At 66.3% G+C, this 15,293-nt stretch carries 16 protein-coding genes; 8 read left to right on the top strand and 8 right to left on the bottom strand.

Going from position 1 to position 15,293, the window contains the following annotated elements:
* Positions 1 to 4: 4 nt before the first annotated feature.
* Positions 5 to 2,725, bottom strand: coding sequence for a type I DNA topoisomerase (topA, locus tag BJF92_RS12225; RefSeq protein ID WP_075634993.1), 2,721 nt, complete (start codon positions 2,723 to 2,725; stop codon positions 5 to 7).
* 329 nt (positions 2,726 to 3,054) lie between these two features.
* On the opposite strand from topA, the gene BJF92_RS12220 reads away from it, so the two are divergent.
* A complete protein-coding gene (locus BJF92_RS12220; protein WP_075634992.1) occupies positions 3,055 to 3,315 on the top strand; it encodes a hypothetical protein in 261 nt (86 codons plus the stop codon).
* Here BJF92_RS12220 and dprA read toward each other — a convergent pair.
* The 4 genes from dprA to BJF92_RS12200 form a co-directional block, all read right to left on the bottom strand.
* A complete protein-coding gene (dprA, locus tag BJF92_RS12215) occupies positions 3,244 to 4,389 on the bottom strand; it encodes a DNA-processing protein DprA (protein ID WP_075634991.1) in 1,146 nt (381 codons plus the stop codon). The genes BJF92_RS12220 and dprA overlap by 72 nt on opposite strands.
* Before the next feature lie 7 nt (positions 4,390 to 4,396).
* Positions 4,397 to 5,005: a glycerol-3-phosphate 1-O-acyltransferase PlsY gene (plsY, locus tag BJF92_RS12210; protein ID WP_075634990.1), complete on the bottom strand. Its 609-nt coding sequence runs from the start codon at positions 5,003 to 5,005 to the stop codon at positions 4,397 to 4,399.
* 124 nt (positions 5,006 to 5,129) lie between these two features.
* Positions 5,130 to 6,443: a dihydroorotase gene (locus tag BJF92_RS12205; RefSeq protein ID WP_075635049.1), complete on the bottom strand. Its 1,314-nt coding sequence runs from the start codon at positions 6,441 to 6,443 to the stop codon at positions 5,130 to 5,132.
* A gap of 5 nt (positions 6,444 to 6,448) precedes the next feature.
* Positions 6,449 to 7,390, bottom strand: a complete 942-nt coding sequence (locus tag BJF92_RS12200; protein WP_075634989.1) for an aspartate carbamoyltransferase catalytic subunit — start codon at positions 7,388 to 7,390, stop codon at positions 6,449 to 6,451.
* Between the two features lie 232 nt (positions 7,391 to 7,622).
* On the opposite strand from BJF92_RS12200, the gene BJF92_RS12195 reads away from it, so the two are divergent.
* The gene (locus tag BJF92_RS12195) at positions 7,623 to 9,272 is read left to right on the top strand and encodes an acyl-CoA dehydrogenase family protein (protein ID WP_075634988.1); all 1,650 of its coding nucleotides are present in this window, start codon (positions 7,623 to 7,625) and stop codon (positions 9,270 to 9,272) included.
* Here BJF92_RS12195 and BJF92_RS12190 read toward each other — a convergent pair.
* Positions 9,254 to 10,189, bottom strand: coding sequence for an AEC family transporter (locus tag BJF92_RS12190; protein WP_075634987.1), 936 nt, complete (start codon positions 10,187 to 10,189; stop codon positions 9,254 to 9,256). The two genes, BJF92_RS12195 and BJF92_RS12190, sit on opposite strands and share 19 nt — an antisense overlap.
* Before the next feature lie 349 nt (positions 10,190 to 10,538).
* Here BJF92_RS12190 and BJF92_RS12185 point away from each other — a divergent pair, with 349 nt between their 5' ends.
* Together BJF92_RS12185 and BJF92_RS12180 are read left to right on the top strand one after the other, a co-directional pair.
* Positions 10,539 to 10,769, top strand: a complete 231-nt coding sequence (locus tag BJF92_RS12185; RefSeq protein WP_075634986.1) for a hypothetical protein — start codon at positions 10,539 to 10,541, stop codon at positions 10,767 to 10,769.
* An 85-nt stretch (positions 10,770 to 10,854) separates the two neighbouring features.
* Positions 10,855 to 11,232 carry a DUF6105 family protein gene (locus BJF92_RS12180; RefSeq protein WP_075634985.1) on the top strand — a complete coding sequence of 126 codons (378 nt, stop codon included), beginning with the start codon at positions 10,855 to 10,857 and terminating at the stop codon, positions 11,230 to 11,232.
* Here BJF92_RS12180 and ruvX read toward each other — a convergent pair.
* Complete coding sequence (gene ruvX / locus BJF92_RS12175; RefSeq protein ID WP_075634984.1) at positions 11,169 to 11,663, bottom strand: Holliday junction resolvase RuvX; 495 nt, start codon at positions 11,661 to 11,663, stop codon at positions 11,169 to 11,171. The genes BJF92_RS12180 and ruvX overlap by 64 nt on opposite strands.
* A gap of 86 nt (positions 11,664 to 11,749) precedes the next feature.
* Here ruvX and BJF92_RS12170 point away from each other — a divergent pair, with 86 nt between their 5' ends.
* The 4 genes from BJF92_RS12170 to BJF92_RS12155 all read left to right on the top strand — a co-directional run bounded on the left by BJF92_RS12170 (position 11,750) and on the right by BJF92_RS12155 (position 14,870).
* Positions 11,750 to 12,454: a metal-dependent hydrolase gene (locus tag BJF92_RS12170; RefSeq protein WP_075634983.1), complete on the top strand. Its 705-nt coding sequence runs from the start codon at positions 11,750 to 11,752 to the stop codon at positions 12,452 to 12,454.
* A 174-nt stretch (positions 12,455 to 12,628) separates the two neighbouring features.
* Positions 12,629 to 12,916, top strand: a complete 288-nt coding sequence (gene gatC, locus BJF92_RS12165) for an Asp-tRNA(Asn)/Glu-tRNA(Gln) amidotransferase subunit GatC (RefSeq protein ID WP_075634982.1) — start codon at positions 12,629 to 12,631, stop codon at positions 12,914 to 12,916.
* Positions 12,917 to 13,037: 121 nt separating this feature from the next.
* Positions 13,038 to 14,519, top strand: a complete 1,482-nt coding sequence (gatA, locus tag BJF92_RS12160) for an Asp-tRNA(Asn)/Glu-tRNA(Gln) amidotransferase subunit GatA (RefSeq protein ID WP_075634981.1) — start codon at positions 13,038 to 13,040, stop codon at positions 14,517 to 14,519.
* A 72-nt stretch (positions 14,520 to 14,591) separates the two neighbouring features.
* Positions 14,592 to 14,870: a hypothetical protein gene (locus BJF92_RS12155; protein WP_075635048.1), complete on the top strand. Its 279-nt coding sequence runs from the start codon at positions 14,592 to 14,594 to the stop codon at positions 14,868 to 14,870.
* A gap of 41 nt (positions 14,871 to 14,911) precedes the next feature.
* Here the strand turns inward: BJF92_RS12155 and BJF92_RS12150 are convergent, their stop codons facing one another.
* Positions 14,912 to 15,169: a YjhX family toxin gene (locus BJF92_RS12150; protein ID WP_075634980.1), complete on the bottom strand. Its 258-nt coding sequence runs from the start codon at positions 15,167 to 15,169 to the stop codon at positions 14,912 to 14,914.
* Between the last annotated feature and the right edge of the window lie 124 nt (positions 15,170 to 15,293).

Genomic DNA, 15,293 nt, shown 5'->3' with positions numbered 1-15,293 from the left:
TCCGTCAGTCCTTTTCTGCCTTGGCGGCCTTGGCGCGGGCCGTTGGCGTCTTGGCGGCCGAGGCCGCGCTCTTCTTCCTGGCCGGCGCCTTCTTCGGCGCGGCTTCGCTATCCTCGCCGGCAGCGGCTGCCTTTGTCTTGCTCGCCGCCGCCTTGGCAGGCTTTGCCGCCTTCTTGGCCGGGGTCTTCACGCCGGCCTTGGCCGCGCGCTCGGCCAGAAGCGGCAGGGCCTCTTCCAGCGTCACCGATTGCGGATCCTTGCCCTTGGGCAGGGTGGCATTGACCTTGCCCCAGTTCACATAGGGGCCGTAGCGCCCGTCGCGCACGGTGATCGCGCCGCCATCGGGATGATCGCCCAGCTGCTTGAGCGCCGTCTGCGCCGCGCTGCCGCGTGCCGCCGGGCCCTTGGAGGCCTTGTCGGCGATCACGGACACGGCGCGGTTGAGGCCGATCGAGAAAACGTCCTCGACCGTTTCGAGATTGGCATATTTGCCGTCATGCAGCAGGAACGGCCCGTAGCGGCCGATACCCGCCGAAATCATCTTCGATGTTTCCGGATGGGCGCCGATGTCGCGCGGCAGCGACAGAAGCGCCACGGCCTTCTCATGGTCGATGCTGGCGGGCGTCCAGCCCTTGGGCAGGCTGGCGCGCTTGGCCTCCTTGCCATCACCGCGCTGGACGTAAGGCCCGAAGCGGCCGGAGCGCAGCGTGATTTCCTCGCCCGTCACCGGATCCTTGCCGAGCGCCTGCGGCTCGGCCGAGACCTGCGCCTCCGCATCCGCGCCGCCTTCCGAGGAGAGCTGGCGGGTGTAGTTGCATTCGGGATAGTTGGAGCAGCCGACGAAGGCGCCGTACTTGCCGAGCTTGAGCGAAAGCTTGCCGGTGCCGCAGACCTGGCACTGGCGCGGATCACCGCCATCCTCGCGCTTGGGGAAGACCAGCGGCGCCAGTTCCTCGTTCAGCGCATCGAGCACATTGGTGACGCGCAGTTCCTTGGTGTCCTCGATCTGGGCGAAGAAATCGCGCCAGAAATCCCGCAGAACGTCCTTCCAGTCGAGCTCGCCAGCCGAGATCCGGTCGAGCTTCTCTTCCAGGGCGGCGGTGAAGTCATATTCCACATAGCGGTGGAAGAAGCTTTCGAGAAAGGCTGTGACCAGCCGCCCCTTGGCCTGGGGCATCAGCTTGCGCTTGTCGATGGTGACGTAGTCGCGGTCGCGCAGCGTGGCGAGCGTGGCGGCATAGGTGGAAGGCCGGCCGATGCCAAGCTCTTCCATCTTCTTGATCAGCGAGGCTTCCGAATAGCGCGGCGGCGGCTCGGTGAAGTGCTGGGTCGCGGTGACGTCACGCTTGTCGAGCGCTTCGGCGCGGTTGATCTCCGGCAGGCGGCCGCCATCCTCGCCCTCGTCGGCCTGCTCGCCATCTTCCTTCTGATCGGTATAGGCGGCAATGAAGCCATCGAAGCGGATGACGGAGCCGACGGCCCGCAGGCCCGCCGTCTCGCCGCCCTTGCTAGCGAGGATCTCCACCGTGGTGCGCTCGATGTCGGCCGCCGCCATCTGGCTGGCGATGCCGCGCTTCCACACCAGGTCGTAGAGCTTGATCTGGTCGGGATCGAGAAAGCGGCGGATGGAATCGGGTGTGCGCGAGAAGTCGGTCGGGCGGATCGCCTCATGCGCTTCCTGGGCGTTCTTGGCCTTGGTCGAATAGATTCGCGGCTTTTCCGGCACGTAGCGGGTGCCGAACTGCTCGCCGATCGCTTCGCGCGCGGCATCGATCGCCTCCGGCGCCATCTGCACGCCGTCGGTTCGCATGTAGGTGATCAGACCGACCGTCTCGCCGCCGAGGTCGATGCCCTCATAGAGCTTCTGCGCCACCTGCATGGTGCGCGAGGCGGAAAAGCCGAGCTTGGAGGAGGCGGCCTGCTGCAGGGTGGAGGTGGTGAACGGCGGCGAGGGATTGCGCTTGACCGGCTTGGCCTCGACGCTCTCCACCTTGTAGGCCGCGCCGTCCAGCAGCGTCTTCAGCCGGCCGGCATCGGCGGCATTGGTGATGGCGCGGGGTGCAAGCTTCTTGCCGTCGGCCGCCACCAGCCGCGCCTCGAACGTGTCGCCGCGCGGCGTGGCGAGTTCGGCCACCAGGCTCCAATATTCCTCGGAGACGAAGCGCTCGATCTCGGCCTCGCGGTCGCAGACCAGCCGCAGCGCCACCGACTGCACGCGGCCGGCCGAGCGCGCGCCCGGCAGCTTGCGCCAGAGCACGGGCGAGAGATTGAAGCCGACGAGATAGTCGAGCGCGCGCCGCGCCAGATAGGCATCCACCAGCGGCGCGTCGATCTCGCGCGGATTGGCCATGGCATCGAGCACGGCCTTCTTGGTGATGGCGTTGAACACCACGCGCTTGACCGGCTTGTCGCCGACCAGCTTCTTCTTCTTCAGCAGATCCAGCACGTGCCAGGAAATCGCCTCGCCCTCGCGATCCGGGTCGGTCGCCAGAATCAGTTCGTCGGAGGCCTTCAGCGCCGTGCCGATATCGTTGACCCGCTTGGCCGAGGCGCTATCCACCTCCCAGGACATGGCGAAGTCTTCGTCGGGACGAACCGAACCGTCCTTGGCAGGCAGGTCGCGGACATGGCCGAAGGAGGCCAGAACCTTGTAGTTCGGCCCGAGATATTTGTTGATGGTCTTGGCCTTGGCCGGCGACTCCACGACAACGACGTGAGTGGTCATGTGCTGTTTAAAAACCGTTTCATCCGCGGGGTCGTGCAATCGGGATCGGATGGCCCCGCCGCTGCCGCGCTTGCGCAATTGATGCCCCGACATGGACAGTGAATTTGCCGCGGTCAAGAGCCCGGCCCGAAATAAGGGATGCAACGGACTGCAACCAAAACGAGATTGTAGGAATATTGCAATTAAAGATAAATGGGATATCGTGCACGTGAAGCGCGTGGGAAAGCGTTTGCTGTCAGACCATGCCTTGTGGTCTCGCGGCACTTTGTATCTCGCCGCGCGCGTGCGAAAGGCGGCTTTTCGCCGCCCGATCTCTCAGGGCAAAGACAATGACGTTAAAGCAGACACCGACATCCGCCCCCGCCATCATGGCGCGCGACCGTATCGCCTTCATTCGCCAGATGCTCGGCGAATTGCGCAGCGTGGCCGAAGGCGCCCAGGCGGACATGCTCTGCTATCTCATTGAAATGGCATATGTGGAGGCCGGCGATATTCTGTCCGGCCGCCGGGCCGTCACCTCAATCGCCGAGCGCGAGGGAGACGCGGCCGCCGGCATGGCGATGGAGCCGCCCGGCAAGGTCAAGTTCTAGTAAAATGAGATAGACGGTCTGCGCCGGCAGGCCGGTATAGCGCAGGAGATCGTCGATCTCGACCGGTGTCGGCGAAAGTGCATCGAGAATGGCCGCGCGCGCATGGTTGTCAGGTGTCGGCATGTCAGGGCTCTCCGGCCGCTCGGGTTCATCGGCCTTTGGCGGCACGGTTCGCGCCATGCGCCCGAGCGGGGCGAGCGCCTCCAGAATGTCGGCGGGTCCTGTGGTCAGGATCGCGCCTTCCTTGATCAGCCGGTTGGTGCCTTCCGAGCGCGGATCGAGCGGCGAGCCTGGCACGGCAAAGACCAGCCGGCCGAAATCGCCGGCATAGCGCGCCGAGATCAGCGAGCCGGACCGCGCGGCCGCCTCCACCACCAGAAGCCCGAGCGCCACGCCCGCGATCAGCCGGTTGCGCCGGGGAAAGTCGCGCGCTCGCGGCTCCCAGCCGAGCGGCATCTCGCTGATCGCCAGGCCTCGACCCTCGACGATTTCCGAGAGCAGCGGCAGGTTTTCCGGCGGGTAGGGGCGGTCGAGCCCGCCGGCCAGAACGGCGATCGTGCCGAAATCCAGCGTGGCGCGGTGCGCGGCCGCGTCGATGCCGCGCGCCAGACCGGAGATGACGGAATAGCCGGCCTTGCCGGCCTCGCGCGCGAGAAAGGCGGCGAACTTCGCGCCGCTGACCGAGGCATTGCGCGCGCCGACCACGCCGAGCGCCGGGGTGATGCCGGTGGGGGCATGGCCCTTGACGCAGAGAAGCGGCGGCGCGCCGTCGATCTGGCGGAGTGCCGGGGGATAGTCCGGCTCGCCGACACCGACGAAGCGCGCGCCGATCTGATGAGCGCGCTCAAGTTCGCGCTCGGCCTCCTCGCGGCTCGCCACCCGGATCGGGCGTTTGGCCCCGCCACGGCGCGACAGCTCGGGCAGGGCTTCGAGCGCGCGTTCGGCCGAGCCGAAATGGTTGATGAGATCGCGGAAAGTCGCGGGGCCGACATTGTCGGAGCGAATCAGCCGCAGCCAGGCCAGACGCTGGCGCTCGGTGAGGACAATGCCGGTGCCTTCGCGCGCATCGTCCATCCGCCGCCTAGCCCTTCTGGCCGATCCGGCTTTCGGTGCCGGCCATCAGCCGCCGGATATTGGCATGGTGCTTGGCCCAGGTGATCAGGCTCATGGCGGCAAACAGCCAGGCGACGGGCGCCGGCGCGACGAAGGCCAGAACGATCGGCACGATCAGCGTGGCCACGAGGGCTGACAGGGACGAGTAGCGGGTGATCTTGGCCGTACCCAGCCATGCCGCGGCAAAGACCAGCACGACCCAGGGGGCGAGCCCGAGGAGCACGCCGATATAGGTGGCGATGCCCTTGCCGCCCTTGAAGCCGAGCCAGACGGGAAAGAGATGGCCGAGGAAGGCCGCCAGTCCCGCGACCACGCCGGCCTCGACGCCGAGGAAATGCAGCGCGAGCGCCGCCGGCACCGTTCCCTTCAGCGCATCGAGCAGCAGGGTGGCGGCGGCCAGCTTCTTGTTGCCGGTGCGCAGCACGTTGGTAGCGCCGATATTGCCCGAGCCGATCTTGCGCACGTCGCCGAGCCCGGCCATGCGCGTCAGGATCAGGCCAAAAGGGATCGAGCCGGAAAGATAGCCGCAAAGGGCACTGAGGAGCGCCGGCATCGTGCCGATCTGCCAGTCAAACATCGCGGGGTCTCGTTCCTTCGTCGTCAGGAATGCGGGGTCGTCAGAAATACGGCGGTCATCAAATGGTCAGGCGCAGGGCGCGCGTGTCTGGAAGCATGCCGGTGCTGGGCGGTTGCCGGCCTTTTCAGGCGCGGCCGTCATGCACCCGCTTGCCGCCAACATAGGTTTCCACCACGCGTCCCGTAAAGCGGGCATTTTCAAAAGGCGTGTTCTTCGAGCGCGAGAGCAAGTGCTCGCGGGCGACCACCCAGGGCTCCTCCAGATCGATCACGGCCAGATCGGCCCGGGCGCCGGGCGCGAGCGTGCCGGCCTCCAGGCCGAAGATCCGGGCAGGCCGGGTGGACAGCGCATCGATCAGCCGCATCAGCGGCACTTCGCCGCTGTGATGAAGGCGCAGGGCGGCGGCCAGCATGGTCTCCAGCCCGATGGCGCCATCGGCGGCATCGGCAAAGGGCAGGCGCTTGGTGTCGACATCCTGCGGATCGTGCGAGGAAGAGATCAGGTCGATCTCGCCGCTGGCCAGCGCCTGCACCATGGCGCGCCGGTCGTCCTCGCCGCGTAGGGGCGGCGACACCTTGAAGAAGGTGCGATATTCGCCGATGTCGTTCTCGTTCAGCGTCACATGGTTGATCGATATGCCGGCGCTGACGTTTGCGCCGCGCGCTTTGGCGGCCGAGATGGCCTCCACTGATTCGGGCAGGGAGATCTTGGCGGCGTGGTAGCGCGCCTTGGTCAGTGTGGCAATGCGCAGGTCGCGCTCGAGCGGAATGATCTCGGCCTCGCGCGGAATGCCGGACAGGCCGAGCCAGCTGGCGAGCAGGCCCTCGTTCATCACGCCGCCGGCGCCCAGATAGCGGTCACGTGTTTCCAGCGCGATCACTGCGTCGAAATGGCGCGCATAGGTCATCGCCCGGCGCAGCACCAGCGTGTCGTGAACAGGCTCGCGGCCATTGGTGAAGCAGACGGCGCCTGCTTCGCTGAGCAGGCCGAATTCGGTCATCTCCTCGCCATGCAGCCCCTTGGTGAGCGCGGCGGCGGCATGAACGTTGACCACGGCCTTGTCGCGCCCGGTCTTGAGAACGAATTCGACCAGTGCGACGTCATCAATGACGGGGTCGGTATCCGGCATGGCGACAAAGCTGGTGATGCCGCCGGCAGCGGCCGCGCGGGCGGCCGAGGCAATGGTCTCGCGGTGTTCCGCGCCGGGCTCGCCGACGAAGACGCGGGTGTCGACCAGGCCGGGAACAGCCAGAAGGCCCGAGCAGTCACGCGTCTGCGCGCCCTCCGGCAGGCCCTGATTCAGCGCATCCCGCCCGGCGGCCAGGATGCGCCCGTCCTCGATCAGCACCGCACCGGTCTCGTCGAGATTGCGGGAGGGGTCGATGACGCGCAGGTTGGTCAGCGCGAGCGGCCGGCCGCCCTTGGCGCCAGAAGCGATGTCGGTCACGTGCGCGGTCCTCCGTTTTCCGAAAGCAGCAGCGTTTCCATCACGGCCATGCGCACGGCGACGCCCATTTCCACCTGGTCCTCGATCACGCTCTGCGGACCGTCGGCGATTTCCGAGGCGATTTCCACGCCCCGGTTCATCGGGCCGGGATGCATGACCAGCGCCCCTTCCTTGGCCGCCTTCAGCTTCTCTGCGTCCAGTCCGTAATAGCGGAAATATTCGCGCACCGACGGCACGAAGCTGCCGGCCATGCGCTCGCGCTGCAGGCGCAGCATCATCACCACATCCGCGTCCTTCAGCCCTTCCTCCATCGAATGGAAGACCTCGACGCTCATATCGGCGATACCAGAAGGCAGAAGCGTCGGCGGGGCGACCACGCGCACCCGCGCGCCCATGCGGTTGAGCAGCAGGATATTGGAGCGGGCGACGCGCGAATGCAGCACGTCGCCACAGATGGCGACGATGATGCGTGAGAGCTTCCCCCTGGCGCGGCGGATGGTTAGCGCATCGAGCAGCGCCTGGGTCGGATGCTCGTGCTGGCCGTCGCCGGCATTGACCACCGAGCAGGAGACCTTCTGCGCAAGCAGGGCGGCGGCGCCGGCGCTCGAATGGCGCACGACGAGAACATCGGGATGCATGGCGTTGAGCGTCATCGCCGTGTCGATCAGCGTTTCGCCCTTCTTCACCGAGGAATTGCCGACGGACATGTTCATCACGTCGGCGCCCAGCCGCTTGCCCGCCAGCTCGAAGGAGGACTGCGTGCGCGTCGAGGCTTCGAAGAACAGGTTGATCTGGGTCAGGCCGCGCAGCGTCGAGGTCTTCTTCTCGCGGCGACGGGAAATCTGGACGGCCTCGTCGGCCTTGTCGAGCAGGAGAGTGATCTCCGGCTCCGTCAGCCCCTTGATGCCCAGAAGATGACGATGTGGGAAATGGCTCATGGCGATCCGCCCCTTTGGCTCGTGGCCGCTCTATAAGGACTGCGGCCAGCGCGGGCAAGAGCGGGAGGCGCCCCTTGCGCGCCTTGTGCAGGACGGTGGTGAATGCCCCCTCCCTTTCTTAACCCCCCTCCCTTTCTTAACCATAGCGCAATAGAGTGCAGGCAATTCGCTCCGTGCGGGGGCGTCTTCGACAGCCCTTGCGCGCGCGCCCGACATCAACGACAAGCCGGCCATGACGACGAACAGAACAGAACAGACGCTGAAAGATCTGAACCAGCCCAGGCCGTGGTCGGGCATCAATGCCTTTCTGTCGGACCCGCTGCTGACCGACATCGCCAGCGGCATGCCGCGCGAGGTGCGCGACGATTTCGACGCCGTGGGCCGCTATGCCACCTCGCCGGAGGCGCAGGATCTGGCGCGCATGGCCAACCACAATCCGCCCGAGCTGCGCACCCACGGGCCGCGCGGCGAGCGGCTGGACGTGGTGGAGTTCCATCCGGCCTGGCATGCGCTGATGCGGCGCTCGATGACCTCCGGCCTGCATGCTTCCCCCTGGGAGCAGCTGGCGCCGGAAAAGGGCATCAACCACCTGGCGCGCGCCATCAAGTTCTACCTGACTGCCCAGCTGGAATGCGGCCATCTCTGCCCGTTGACCATGACCAATGCCGCGCTCGCCGCCATTGGCGCCTCGCAGGCCGTGCAGAAGGAGTGGGCGCCGAAGATCCTGTCGCGCCGCTATGATTCGACCAACCGCGCCTTCATGGAGAAGACTGCTGCCACCGTCGGCATGGGCATGACGGAGAAGCAGGGTGGCACGGATGTGCGCGCCATCACCTCCACGGCCGAGCGGGTGGGCGAGGGCATCTACCGCATGGCCGGCCATAAATGGTTCCTCTCCGCGCCGATGAGCGACGCCTTCGTCATGCTGGCCAAGACGCGCGAGGGCATCGGCTGCTTTCTCGTGCCGCGGCTGCTGGAGGACGGCTCGGCCAACGGGCTGCGCTACCAGCGGCTGAAGGACAAGCTCGGCAACCGCTCCAACGCCTCTGCCGAGGTTGAGTTTTCCGACACGTTCGGTTTCGTGCTCGGGCCCCCGGCAGACGGCATCCGCACCATTCTCGACATGGTGACGCTGACGCGGCTGGACTGCGCGCTGGCCTCCGCCGGCATGATGCGCGCCTCGCTCGCCGAGGCGATCCACCACACGCGCGGCCGCCAGGTCTTCGGCAAGGCGCTGATCGACCAGCCGCTGATGACCCGGGTGCTGGCCGACATGGCGCTGGACGTTGCGGCGGCGAGCGCGCTCTGCTTCCGCCTGGCGCGCGCCTTCGACCGCTCGCGCGAGAGCGCAGCCGATGCGGCCTATGCCCGGGTGATGACTCCAGTGGTCAAATATTGGGTCTGCAAGATCGCCCCCGGCCTGATCGCTGAGGCCATGGAGTGCCTGGGCGGCAATGGCTATGTCGAGGAACGGCCGATCGCCCGGCATTATCGCGAGGCGCCGGTCAACGCGATCTGGGAAGGCTCGGGCAATGTCATGGCGCTCGACGTGCTGCGCGTCATGGCCCGGGGACGGGAGAATTTCGACCATCTGTTCCAGATCATCGCCCGCGACATGGGCCCGGCGGCGCTGAAGACGATCGACGTGCTGCGCGCCGCCCTGTCGCTGTGCGAGCGGGACGAGGGCGCCGCGCGCATGCTGATGGAACAACTGGCGCTGGCCGCCGCCGCCGCCGAGCTCTATCGCCTGGGCGCCGGCCGTATTGCCGATGCCTTCCTCGAATCGCGCCTTGCCGCCGGCTGGCGCTCGACCTATGGCATGCTCGATTCACGTTTCGATTCGGCCTATATCGTCGATCTGCTCTATCCCGCCGCGAAGTAGGCGGCGGCGCTCAGCACCAGCGGGATCGTCAGGAACGAGGCGACCATCTGCAGGGTGGCGGCCACGGCATAAAAGGGCGCGTCGCCGCCCATCTGCTTGGCCAGCAGATAGCCGTTCATCGCGGTGGGCACGCTGGCGCCCAGCGCGATCGTCAGCAGCGCATCGCCGCTCAAGCCCAGAGCCGCGCCGAAGCCGACCATGAAGACGGGCATGACGATCAGCTTCAAAAGGCTCGACAGGAAGACGAGCGGTTCCGGCCGCACGAGATCGGCCAGGCGCAGGCCCGCGCCCACCATGATCAGGCCGAGCGGCAGCGAGGATTCCGCCAGCATGCGCACGGCGCTCATGACCGGCGCATAAACCGTGATCCCCGCCAGATTGAGCGCGATGCCGACGAGCGAGGCCGCGACCATGGGATTGGACAGGATCCGCAGCGCGAAAAAGCTCAGGCTTCGCGGGCCGCCATTGAACCAGATCAGCACGCCGATATTGACGAAATTGATCGGCACGATGATCAGCGTCATCACCAGCGCCGTCAGCGTCAGCCCCGTCGTGCCATAGAGCCTTTCGGCCGCCGCCAGCGCCATGAAGCCGTTCCAGCGCGTCGCTGTCTGAAACAGCGAGGTGAAGGTGGAGGCCGGGACGCCGCGCTTTGCCAGAAGCGGCCGGAGCGCCAGCACCAGACCCGACATGGCCAGCACGCCGCCGATCGTCGCCAGCGCCGTGGCGTCGGTCTTCAGCCCGCCGAATTGCGCCGTGGCCAGCGTGGAGAACAGGAGCGCGGGGAAGAGAATGTAATAGCCGAGCTGTTCCAGCCCCTCCCACAGCGTCGGCGCGATGAAGCGCACGCGCTTCAGCCAGACGCCGCAGGCCACCAGCAGGAAGATCGGCACCAGGCTTTCAAAAATCACCGACATGAAATCACCGCGCCGCTCCGGCGCCTGAAAGAGGGGAAGACGAGGCAATGCCGGCGGCAGGCTGCCCGCCTGATGACCGGCCTATAGAGCATCCGCCGGCCGGAGGGAAAGGGATGTGGGGGACCGATATCCGGCATCAGGCGAATCAGCCGACGCGCTGCCGGGAGGAAAGAGGCCCCCTTGGCCGCGCGCTTGAGCCAGCGGGTACGGCCCGTGGCCCGTTAACCTTAACAGAAGGTTGACGTTGCCTTCCTGGGGCCTGCCGTCACATTAACCTTTCATTGACGATCGGGACGGCGCGTTGCTCGCGAGAGGGATGCGGCCGGCCCGCCTGTTTCCGGAGGGAAGGATGAGAGGCCTGTCGCTTGTCGTGCCGCTGTCGTTGATGATCAGCCTGTCGGCGCTCGATCTGACGCTGTCGGCGTCGATCCTCCTCTGCCTGCTGCTGACGGATCGAGCACGGCGGTCGCTGTACGCCGCGCTCATGCTGGAGCGGGCGGCCGGTCTGAGCGGGGCGCACGGGCCGGATGGCCGCTTTGCCGGCTTTCGGGTGACGGCAAGCCCGCCCGTTGCAGGATGATCGTCGCGTTTGTCAGCCCCGCAAGGGCTGGTCGCGGGCTGCGCCGACATGAGGTCGGTCGTACTGTCCATGAAGGAGACGAAGGATGAAATGGGTTCTGATCGCCTGGGGCGGCCCGATGCTGTTCCTGTCGGGCTGGTACGTCCTGTCCTTCTACGACCTGAATTTCGGGCTCTATTTCTTCAGCCGGGAGATGCATGATCTCGTCATGGAGATCTATGGCGGCGTGCTGGGCCTGCCGTCCGAGGCGGTGCCGCCGCTGGTCGGCCGGGCGCTCGTCGTCGATACGCTGCTGGTCTTCGGCCTGCTGGCGCTGCGCCGCCGTCGCGTGCTCTCGGCCTGGGTGCGCCGGCGCATTCTCGCCCGGGCGCAGGCCGCAGGCGGGCAGGCGGTCGCCGCTCAGTCGGACGCGTCTTCGGACACGGCCCGCGCCAGTGCTGTCAGCCTGTCCAGCGCGCCTTGAAGGATGAAGGAGGCGGCGGCCGAATCGATTCGTTCCGCCCGCTTGGCGCGCGAGACGTCCATCTCGATCAGCGTGCGCTGCGCCGCCACCGTCGACAGCCGCTCGTCCCAATAGACGAAGGGCAGTGTCGTCTTCTGCTCCATGCTGCGCACGAAGGCGCGCGTGGCCTGCACGCGCGGGCCGGCGCTGCCATCCATGTTCATCGGCAGGCCGATGACGAAGGCGGCGATCTTTTCCTTCTCGGCGAAATCGAGCAGGATCTCGGCATCCAGCGTGAATTTCTGCCGCTTGATCACCGTGCGCGGCGTTGCGAAGCGGCGCCCGAGATCCGAAACTGACAGGCCGATGGTCTTGGTGCCGAGATCCAGCCCGGCGATGGCTGTGCGCGGGGCCAGCGCTTCGGCCAGTGCCTCGATGGTCAGAACGGTCATCGCTTCAAGCCTCTTTCCTGCAATGCCTCCCCGTTCCATATGCTGGCAGCGGACGCAACGCCCTTTCGACCAAGGAGACCCTTTTCATGAAGATCACCTGGCTCGGCCATTCGGCCTTTCACCTGGAAACCGCACAGGCGAAGATCCTGATCGATCCCTTCTTCACCGGCAATCCCGGCTTTGACGAAGCCACGCGCAAGGATGCGGCGAGCGGCCTCACCCATATCCTTCTCACCCATGGCCATGGCGACCATGTGGGCGATACGATCGCGCTGGCAAAGGAAACCGGCGCCACCGTTCTCGCCAATGCCGATCTCGCCGCCTGGCTCGGCGCCAAGGGCGTGTCCAAGCTCGAAATGGGCAATACCGGCGGCACCGTGCATTTCGACGGCTTCTCGACCACCTTCACCAATGCACTGCACTCCTCCGCCCAGATTACCGAGGATGGCGTTTCGCATTCGCTGGGCAATGCCAACGGCCTCGTGCTGCATTTCGAGGACGAGCCGACCGTCTACCACATGGGCGACACCGACATCTTCTCCGACATGGCGCTGATCCGCGAGCTGCACGAGCCGGAAATCGGCCTGGTGCCGATCGGCGATCGCTTCACCATGGGCGGCGCCGTGGCGGCGCTGGCCTGCCAGCGCTATTTCAGCTTCGAGACCGTGATCCCCTGCCATTATGGCAGCTTCCCGATCATCGACCAGACGGCCGACAAGTTCGTGGCCGGGATGGAGGGGACGCAGACCAAGGTGGCGGTCGCCACCGTCGGCAAGGGGCTGAGCTTCTGACAGCCTCGCGGCGGCGCTCATGCGCCGCCTCTTCCCTTGAAGGGTAGGAGCCTTTGGGCCGACTCTTCTCTTAGGGCATGGGACGCCTGAGGGCAGGATGCACCGTCATGGCGGTTGCGCCTTCGCCATGCGCTTTGTATAGCGAGACCGAAGACCATTCCCCTGGAGTCCGCCATGTCCGTCGATCTCGCCACCGTCAAGCGCGTCGCCCATCTCGCCCGTATCGCGGTGAACGAAGAGGATGCGAACCGGATGATGGGCGAGCTCAATGCGATCCTCGGCTTCGTTGAGCAATTGTCCGAGGTCGATGTCGAGGGTGTCGAGCCCATGACCTCCGTGACGCCGATGGCGATGCGGAAGCGCGCGGATGTCGTCAACGACGGTGACAAGGCCGAGGATATCGTCGCCAACGCGCCGAATTCGGACCGCAACTTCTTCCTGGTGCCGAAGGTCGTGGAATAAGCGACCCGCCGCGCCCTCGATTTTCGATTTCGCATCGGACTGTCCGAAGACCGGTTCAAAACGTTCCGCCCGACGCTTCAATGTCCGCACCGCCCCTGCTCAAAGCCTCGCGAAAGCGCCCATGACCGACCTGACCCGCCTCACCATTGCCGAAGCCCGCGCCCGTCTCGCCGCCAAGGACTTCACCGCGCTCGAACTGACCGATGCCTATCTCGGCGCGATCGAGGCCGCCAATGGCGCGCTGAATGCCTATGTCACGGTAACGCCGGAACAGGCGCGCAAGATGGCGGCCACCTCCGATGCCCGCATCGCCGCCGGTGAGGCCGGGGCGCTGGAAGGCATTCCGCTGGGAATCAAGGATCTCTTCGCGACCGAAGGCGTCCACACCCAGGCCTGCAGCCACATTCTCGACGGCTTCAAGCCGCGCTATGAATCGACCGTCACCGCCAATCTCTGGGCCGATGGCGCGGTCATGCTCGGCAAGCTGAACATGGACGAGTTCGCCATGGGCTCCTCCAACGAGAGCTCCTATTACGGCCCGGTGAAGAACCCCTGGCGCGCGGAAGGCGCCAACCGCGATCTCGTGCCCGGCGGCTCCTCGGGCGGCTCGGCCGCGGCGGTCGCCGCGCATCTGTGCGCCGGCGCCACCGCCACCGATACCGGCGGCTCCATCCGCCAGCCGGCCGCCTTCACCGGCACGGTCGGCATCAAGCCGACCTATGGCCGCTGCTCGCGCTGGGGCATCGTGGCCTTCGCCTCCTCGCTCGATCAGGCCGGCCCGATCGCCCGCGACGTGCGCGACGCCGCCATCCTGCTGAAATCCATGGCCAGCACCGATGCCAAGGACACGACCTCGGTCGACCTGCCGGTGCCGGATTACGAGACCGCGCTCGGCGGCTCGCTCAAGGGCATGAAGATCGGCATTCCGCGCGAATACCGCGTCGATGGCATGCCCGACGAGATCGAGGCGCTCTGGCAGAAGGGCATTGCCTGGCTGAAGGACGCCGGCGCCGAGATCATCGACATCTCGCTCCCGCATACGAAATATGCCCTGCCGGCCTATTACATCGTCGCTCCCGCCGAAGCCTCGTCCAACCTCGCCCGCTATGACGGCGTGCGCTACGGCCTGCGCGTCGAGGGCAAGGACATTGTCGACATGTATGAGAAGACGCGCGCCGAAGGCTTCGGCCAGGAGGTCAAGCGCCGCATCATGATCGGCACCTATGTGCTCTCGGCCGGCTATTACGATGCCTATTACCTGCGCGCCCAGAAGGTGCGCACGCTGATCAAGCGCGATTTCGAGACCGCCTTCCATGCCGGTGTCGATGCCATCCTGACGCCCGCCACTCCGTCCGCCGCCTTCGGCATCGCCGATCAGGATCTCGCGGCCGATCCGGTCAAGATGTATCTGAACGACATCTTCACCGTCACCGTCAACATGGCCGGCCTGCCGGGCATCGCCGTTCCCGCCGGCCTCGACGCCTCCGGCCTGCCGCTCGGCCTGCAGCTGATCGGCAAGCCCTTCGAGGAAGAGACGCTGTTCAAGACCGCCTATGCCATCGAACAGGCCGCCGGGCGCTTCGAGCCGAAGCGCTGGTGGTGATCGAGGGCGAACGTTCCTGTCATTGAGACGGCGAGGCGGATAGCGGTCGCCGCTTCATCCATGGAGGACACCATGCCCCATCCCGATCTCGCCCTGATGATCGCCGCTTTCGACCGGCTGGCTGCGGCTGGTTTCGTTACCGGGTCGCACTGGGCCGCGGTGCACGACGTCTGCCAGGCGCATGAGGGCGAGGCAGCCTTCGACTGGGGCCACGCGCTCTGTCATCGCATCGAGGGCGACGACTGGAATGCCGGCTACTGGTATCGCCGGGCCGGCAAGCCGAAGCCGTCGGGGACCTTCGATGAGGAATGGGCCGCCATGCGTGCCGCGCTTGCCGCCGATGCCGGTTGAACGCATCGGCCCGCACCTGTCCGGGCCGATGCGTCATCGCCTTATCGATTGTCCTGCTCGGCCCGCACCAGTTCCAGCCCGCGCTGGGTGATGCGATAGGGTTCGCCCGATCTGGAGGCGATGGCGCGCAAGCGCTTGAGCTTGCGGAAGGTTTCGAGATCGAGGCCGGGGGCGAGCCAGCCGTCGCGGGTTAGAAGCGCGATCTTTGCGATCTTGCGCCGTTCATCCCGCTCAATCGCGATGCGCCCGCCCTGGGCGAGGCGGTGGAGAATGCGTTGTTCCCGACGGGAAATGTCCATGGATGCTGATCCGACAGAAGCGGACAGCGGCCGGGGGCTTCGATCATTCTTGGAAAATCGATCATGCCTTGGAAAGGAGCCAACCCGGCGCGTCTGTCGCGCAGGAAAACGGGTCCGCGCTGGC

The organism is Xaviernesmea rhizosphaerae (assembly GCF_001938945.1).
GTDB lineage: Bacteria > Pseudomonadota > Alphaproteobacteria > Rhizobiales > Rhizobiaceae > Xaviernesmea > Xaviernesmea rhizosphaerae.
The sequence above is the reverse complement of the archived record's forward strand: the minus strand, read 5'-3'. Positions and strand labels throughout refer to the sequence as shown.

What these genes read in the sequence shown, in the direction of transcription:
- BJF92_RS12150 (WP_075634980.1), bottom strand. Translation starts at nt 15,169, where the DNA reads ATGGACATTTCCCGTCGGGAACAACGCATTCTCCACCGCCTCGCCCAG.
- BJF92_RS12200 (WP_075634989.1), bottom strand. Translation starts at nt 7,390, where the DNA reads ATGAGCCATTTCCCACATCGTCATCTTCTGGGCATCAAGGGGCTGACG.
- plsY (WP_075634990.1), bottom strand. Translation starts at nt 5,005, where the DNA reads ATGTTTGACTGGCAGATCGGCACGATGCCGGCGCTCCTCAGTGCCCTT.
- gatA (WP_075634981.1), top strand. Translation starts at nt 13,038, where the DNA reads ATGACCGACCTGACCCGCCTCACCATTGCCGAAGCCCGCGCCCGTCTC.
- BJF92_RS12220 (WP_075634992.1), top strand. Translation starts at nt 3,055, where the DNA reads ATGACGTTAAAGCAGACACCGACATCCGCCCCCGCCATCATGGCGCGC.
- BJF92_RS12155 (WP_075635048.1), top strand. Translation starts at nt 14,592, where the DNA reads ATGCCCCATCCCGATCTCGCCCTGATGATCGCCGCTTTCGACCGGCTG.
- BJF92_RS12190 (WP_075634987.1), bottom strand. Translation starts at nt 10,189, where the DNA reads ATGTCGGTGATTTTTGAAAGCCTGGTGCCGATCTTCCTGCTGGTGGCC.
- BJF92_RS12185 (WP_075634986.1), top strand. Translation starts at nt 10,539, where the DNA reads ATGAGAGGCCTGTCGCTTGTCGTGCCGCTGTCGTTGATGATCAGCCTG.
- BJF92_RS12195 (WP_075634988.1), top strand. Translation starts at nt 7,623, where the DNA reads ATGACGACGAACAGAACAGAACAGACGCTGAAAGATCTGAACCAGCCC.
- topA (WP_075634993.1), bottom strand. Translation starts at nt 2,725, where the DNA reads ATGACCACTCACGTCGTTGTCGTGGAGTCGCCGGCCAAGGCCAAGACC.
- BJF92_RS12170 (WP_075634983.1), top strand. Translation starts at nt 11,750, where the DNA reads ATGAAGATCACCTGGCTCGGCCATTCGGCCTTTCACCTGGAAACCGCA.
- ruvX (WP_075634984.1), bottom strand. Translation starts at nt 11,663, where the DNA reads ATGACCGTTCTGACCATCGAGGCACTGGCCGAAGCGCTGGCCCCGCGC.
- BJF92_RS12180 (WP_075634985.1), top strand. Translation starts at nt 10,855, where the DNA reads ATGAAATGGGTTCTGATCGCCTGGGGCGGCCCGATGCTGTTCCTGTCG.
- dprA (WP_075634991.1), bottom strand. Translation starts at nt 4,389, where the DNA reads ATGGACGATGCGCGCGAAGGCACCGGCATTGTCCTCACCGAGCGCCAG.
- gatC (WP_075634982.1), top strand. Translation starts at nt 12,629, where the DNA reads ATGTCCGTCGATCTCGCCACCGTCAAGCGCGTCGCCCATCTCGCCCGT.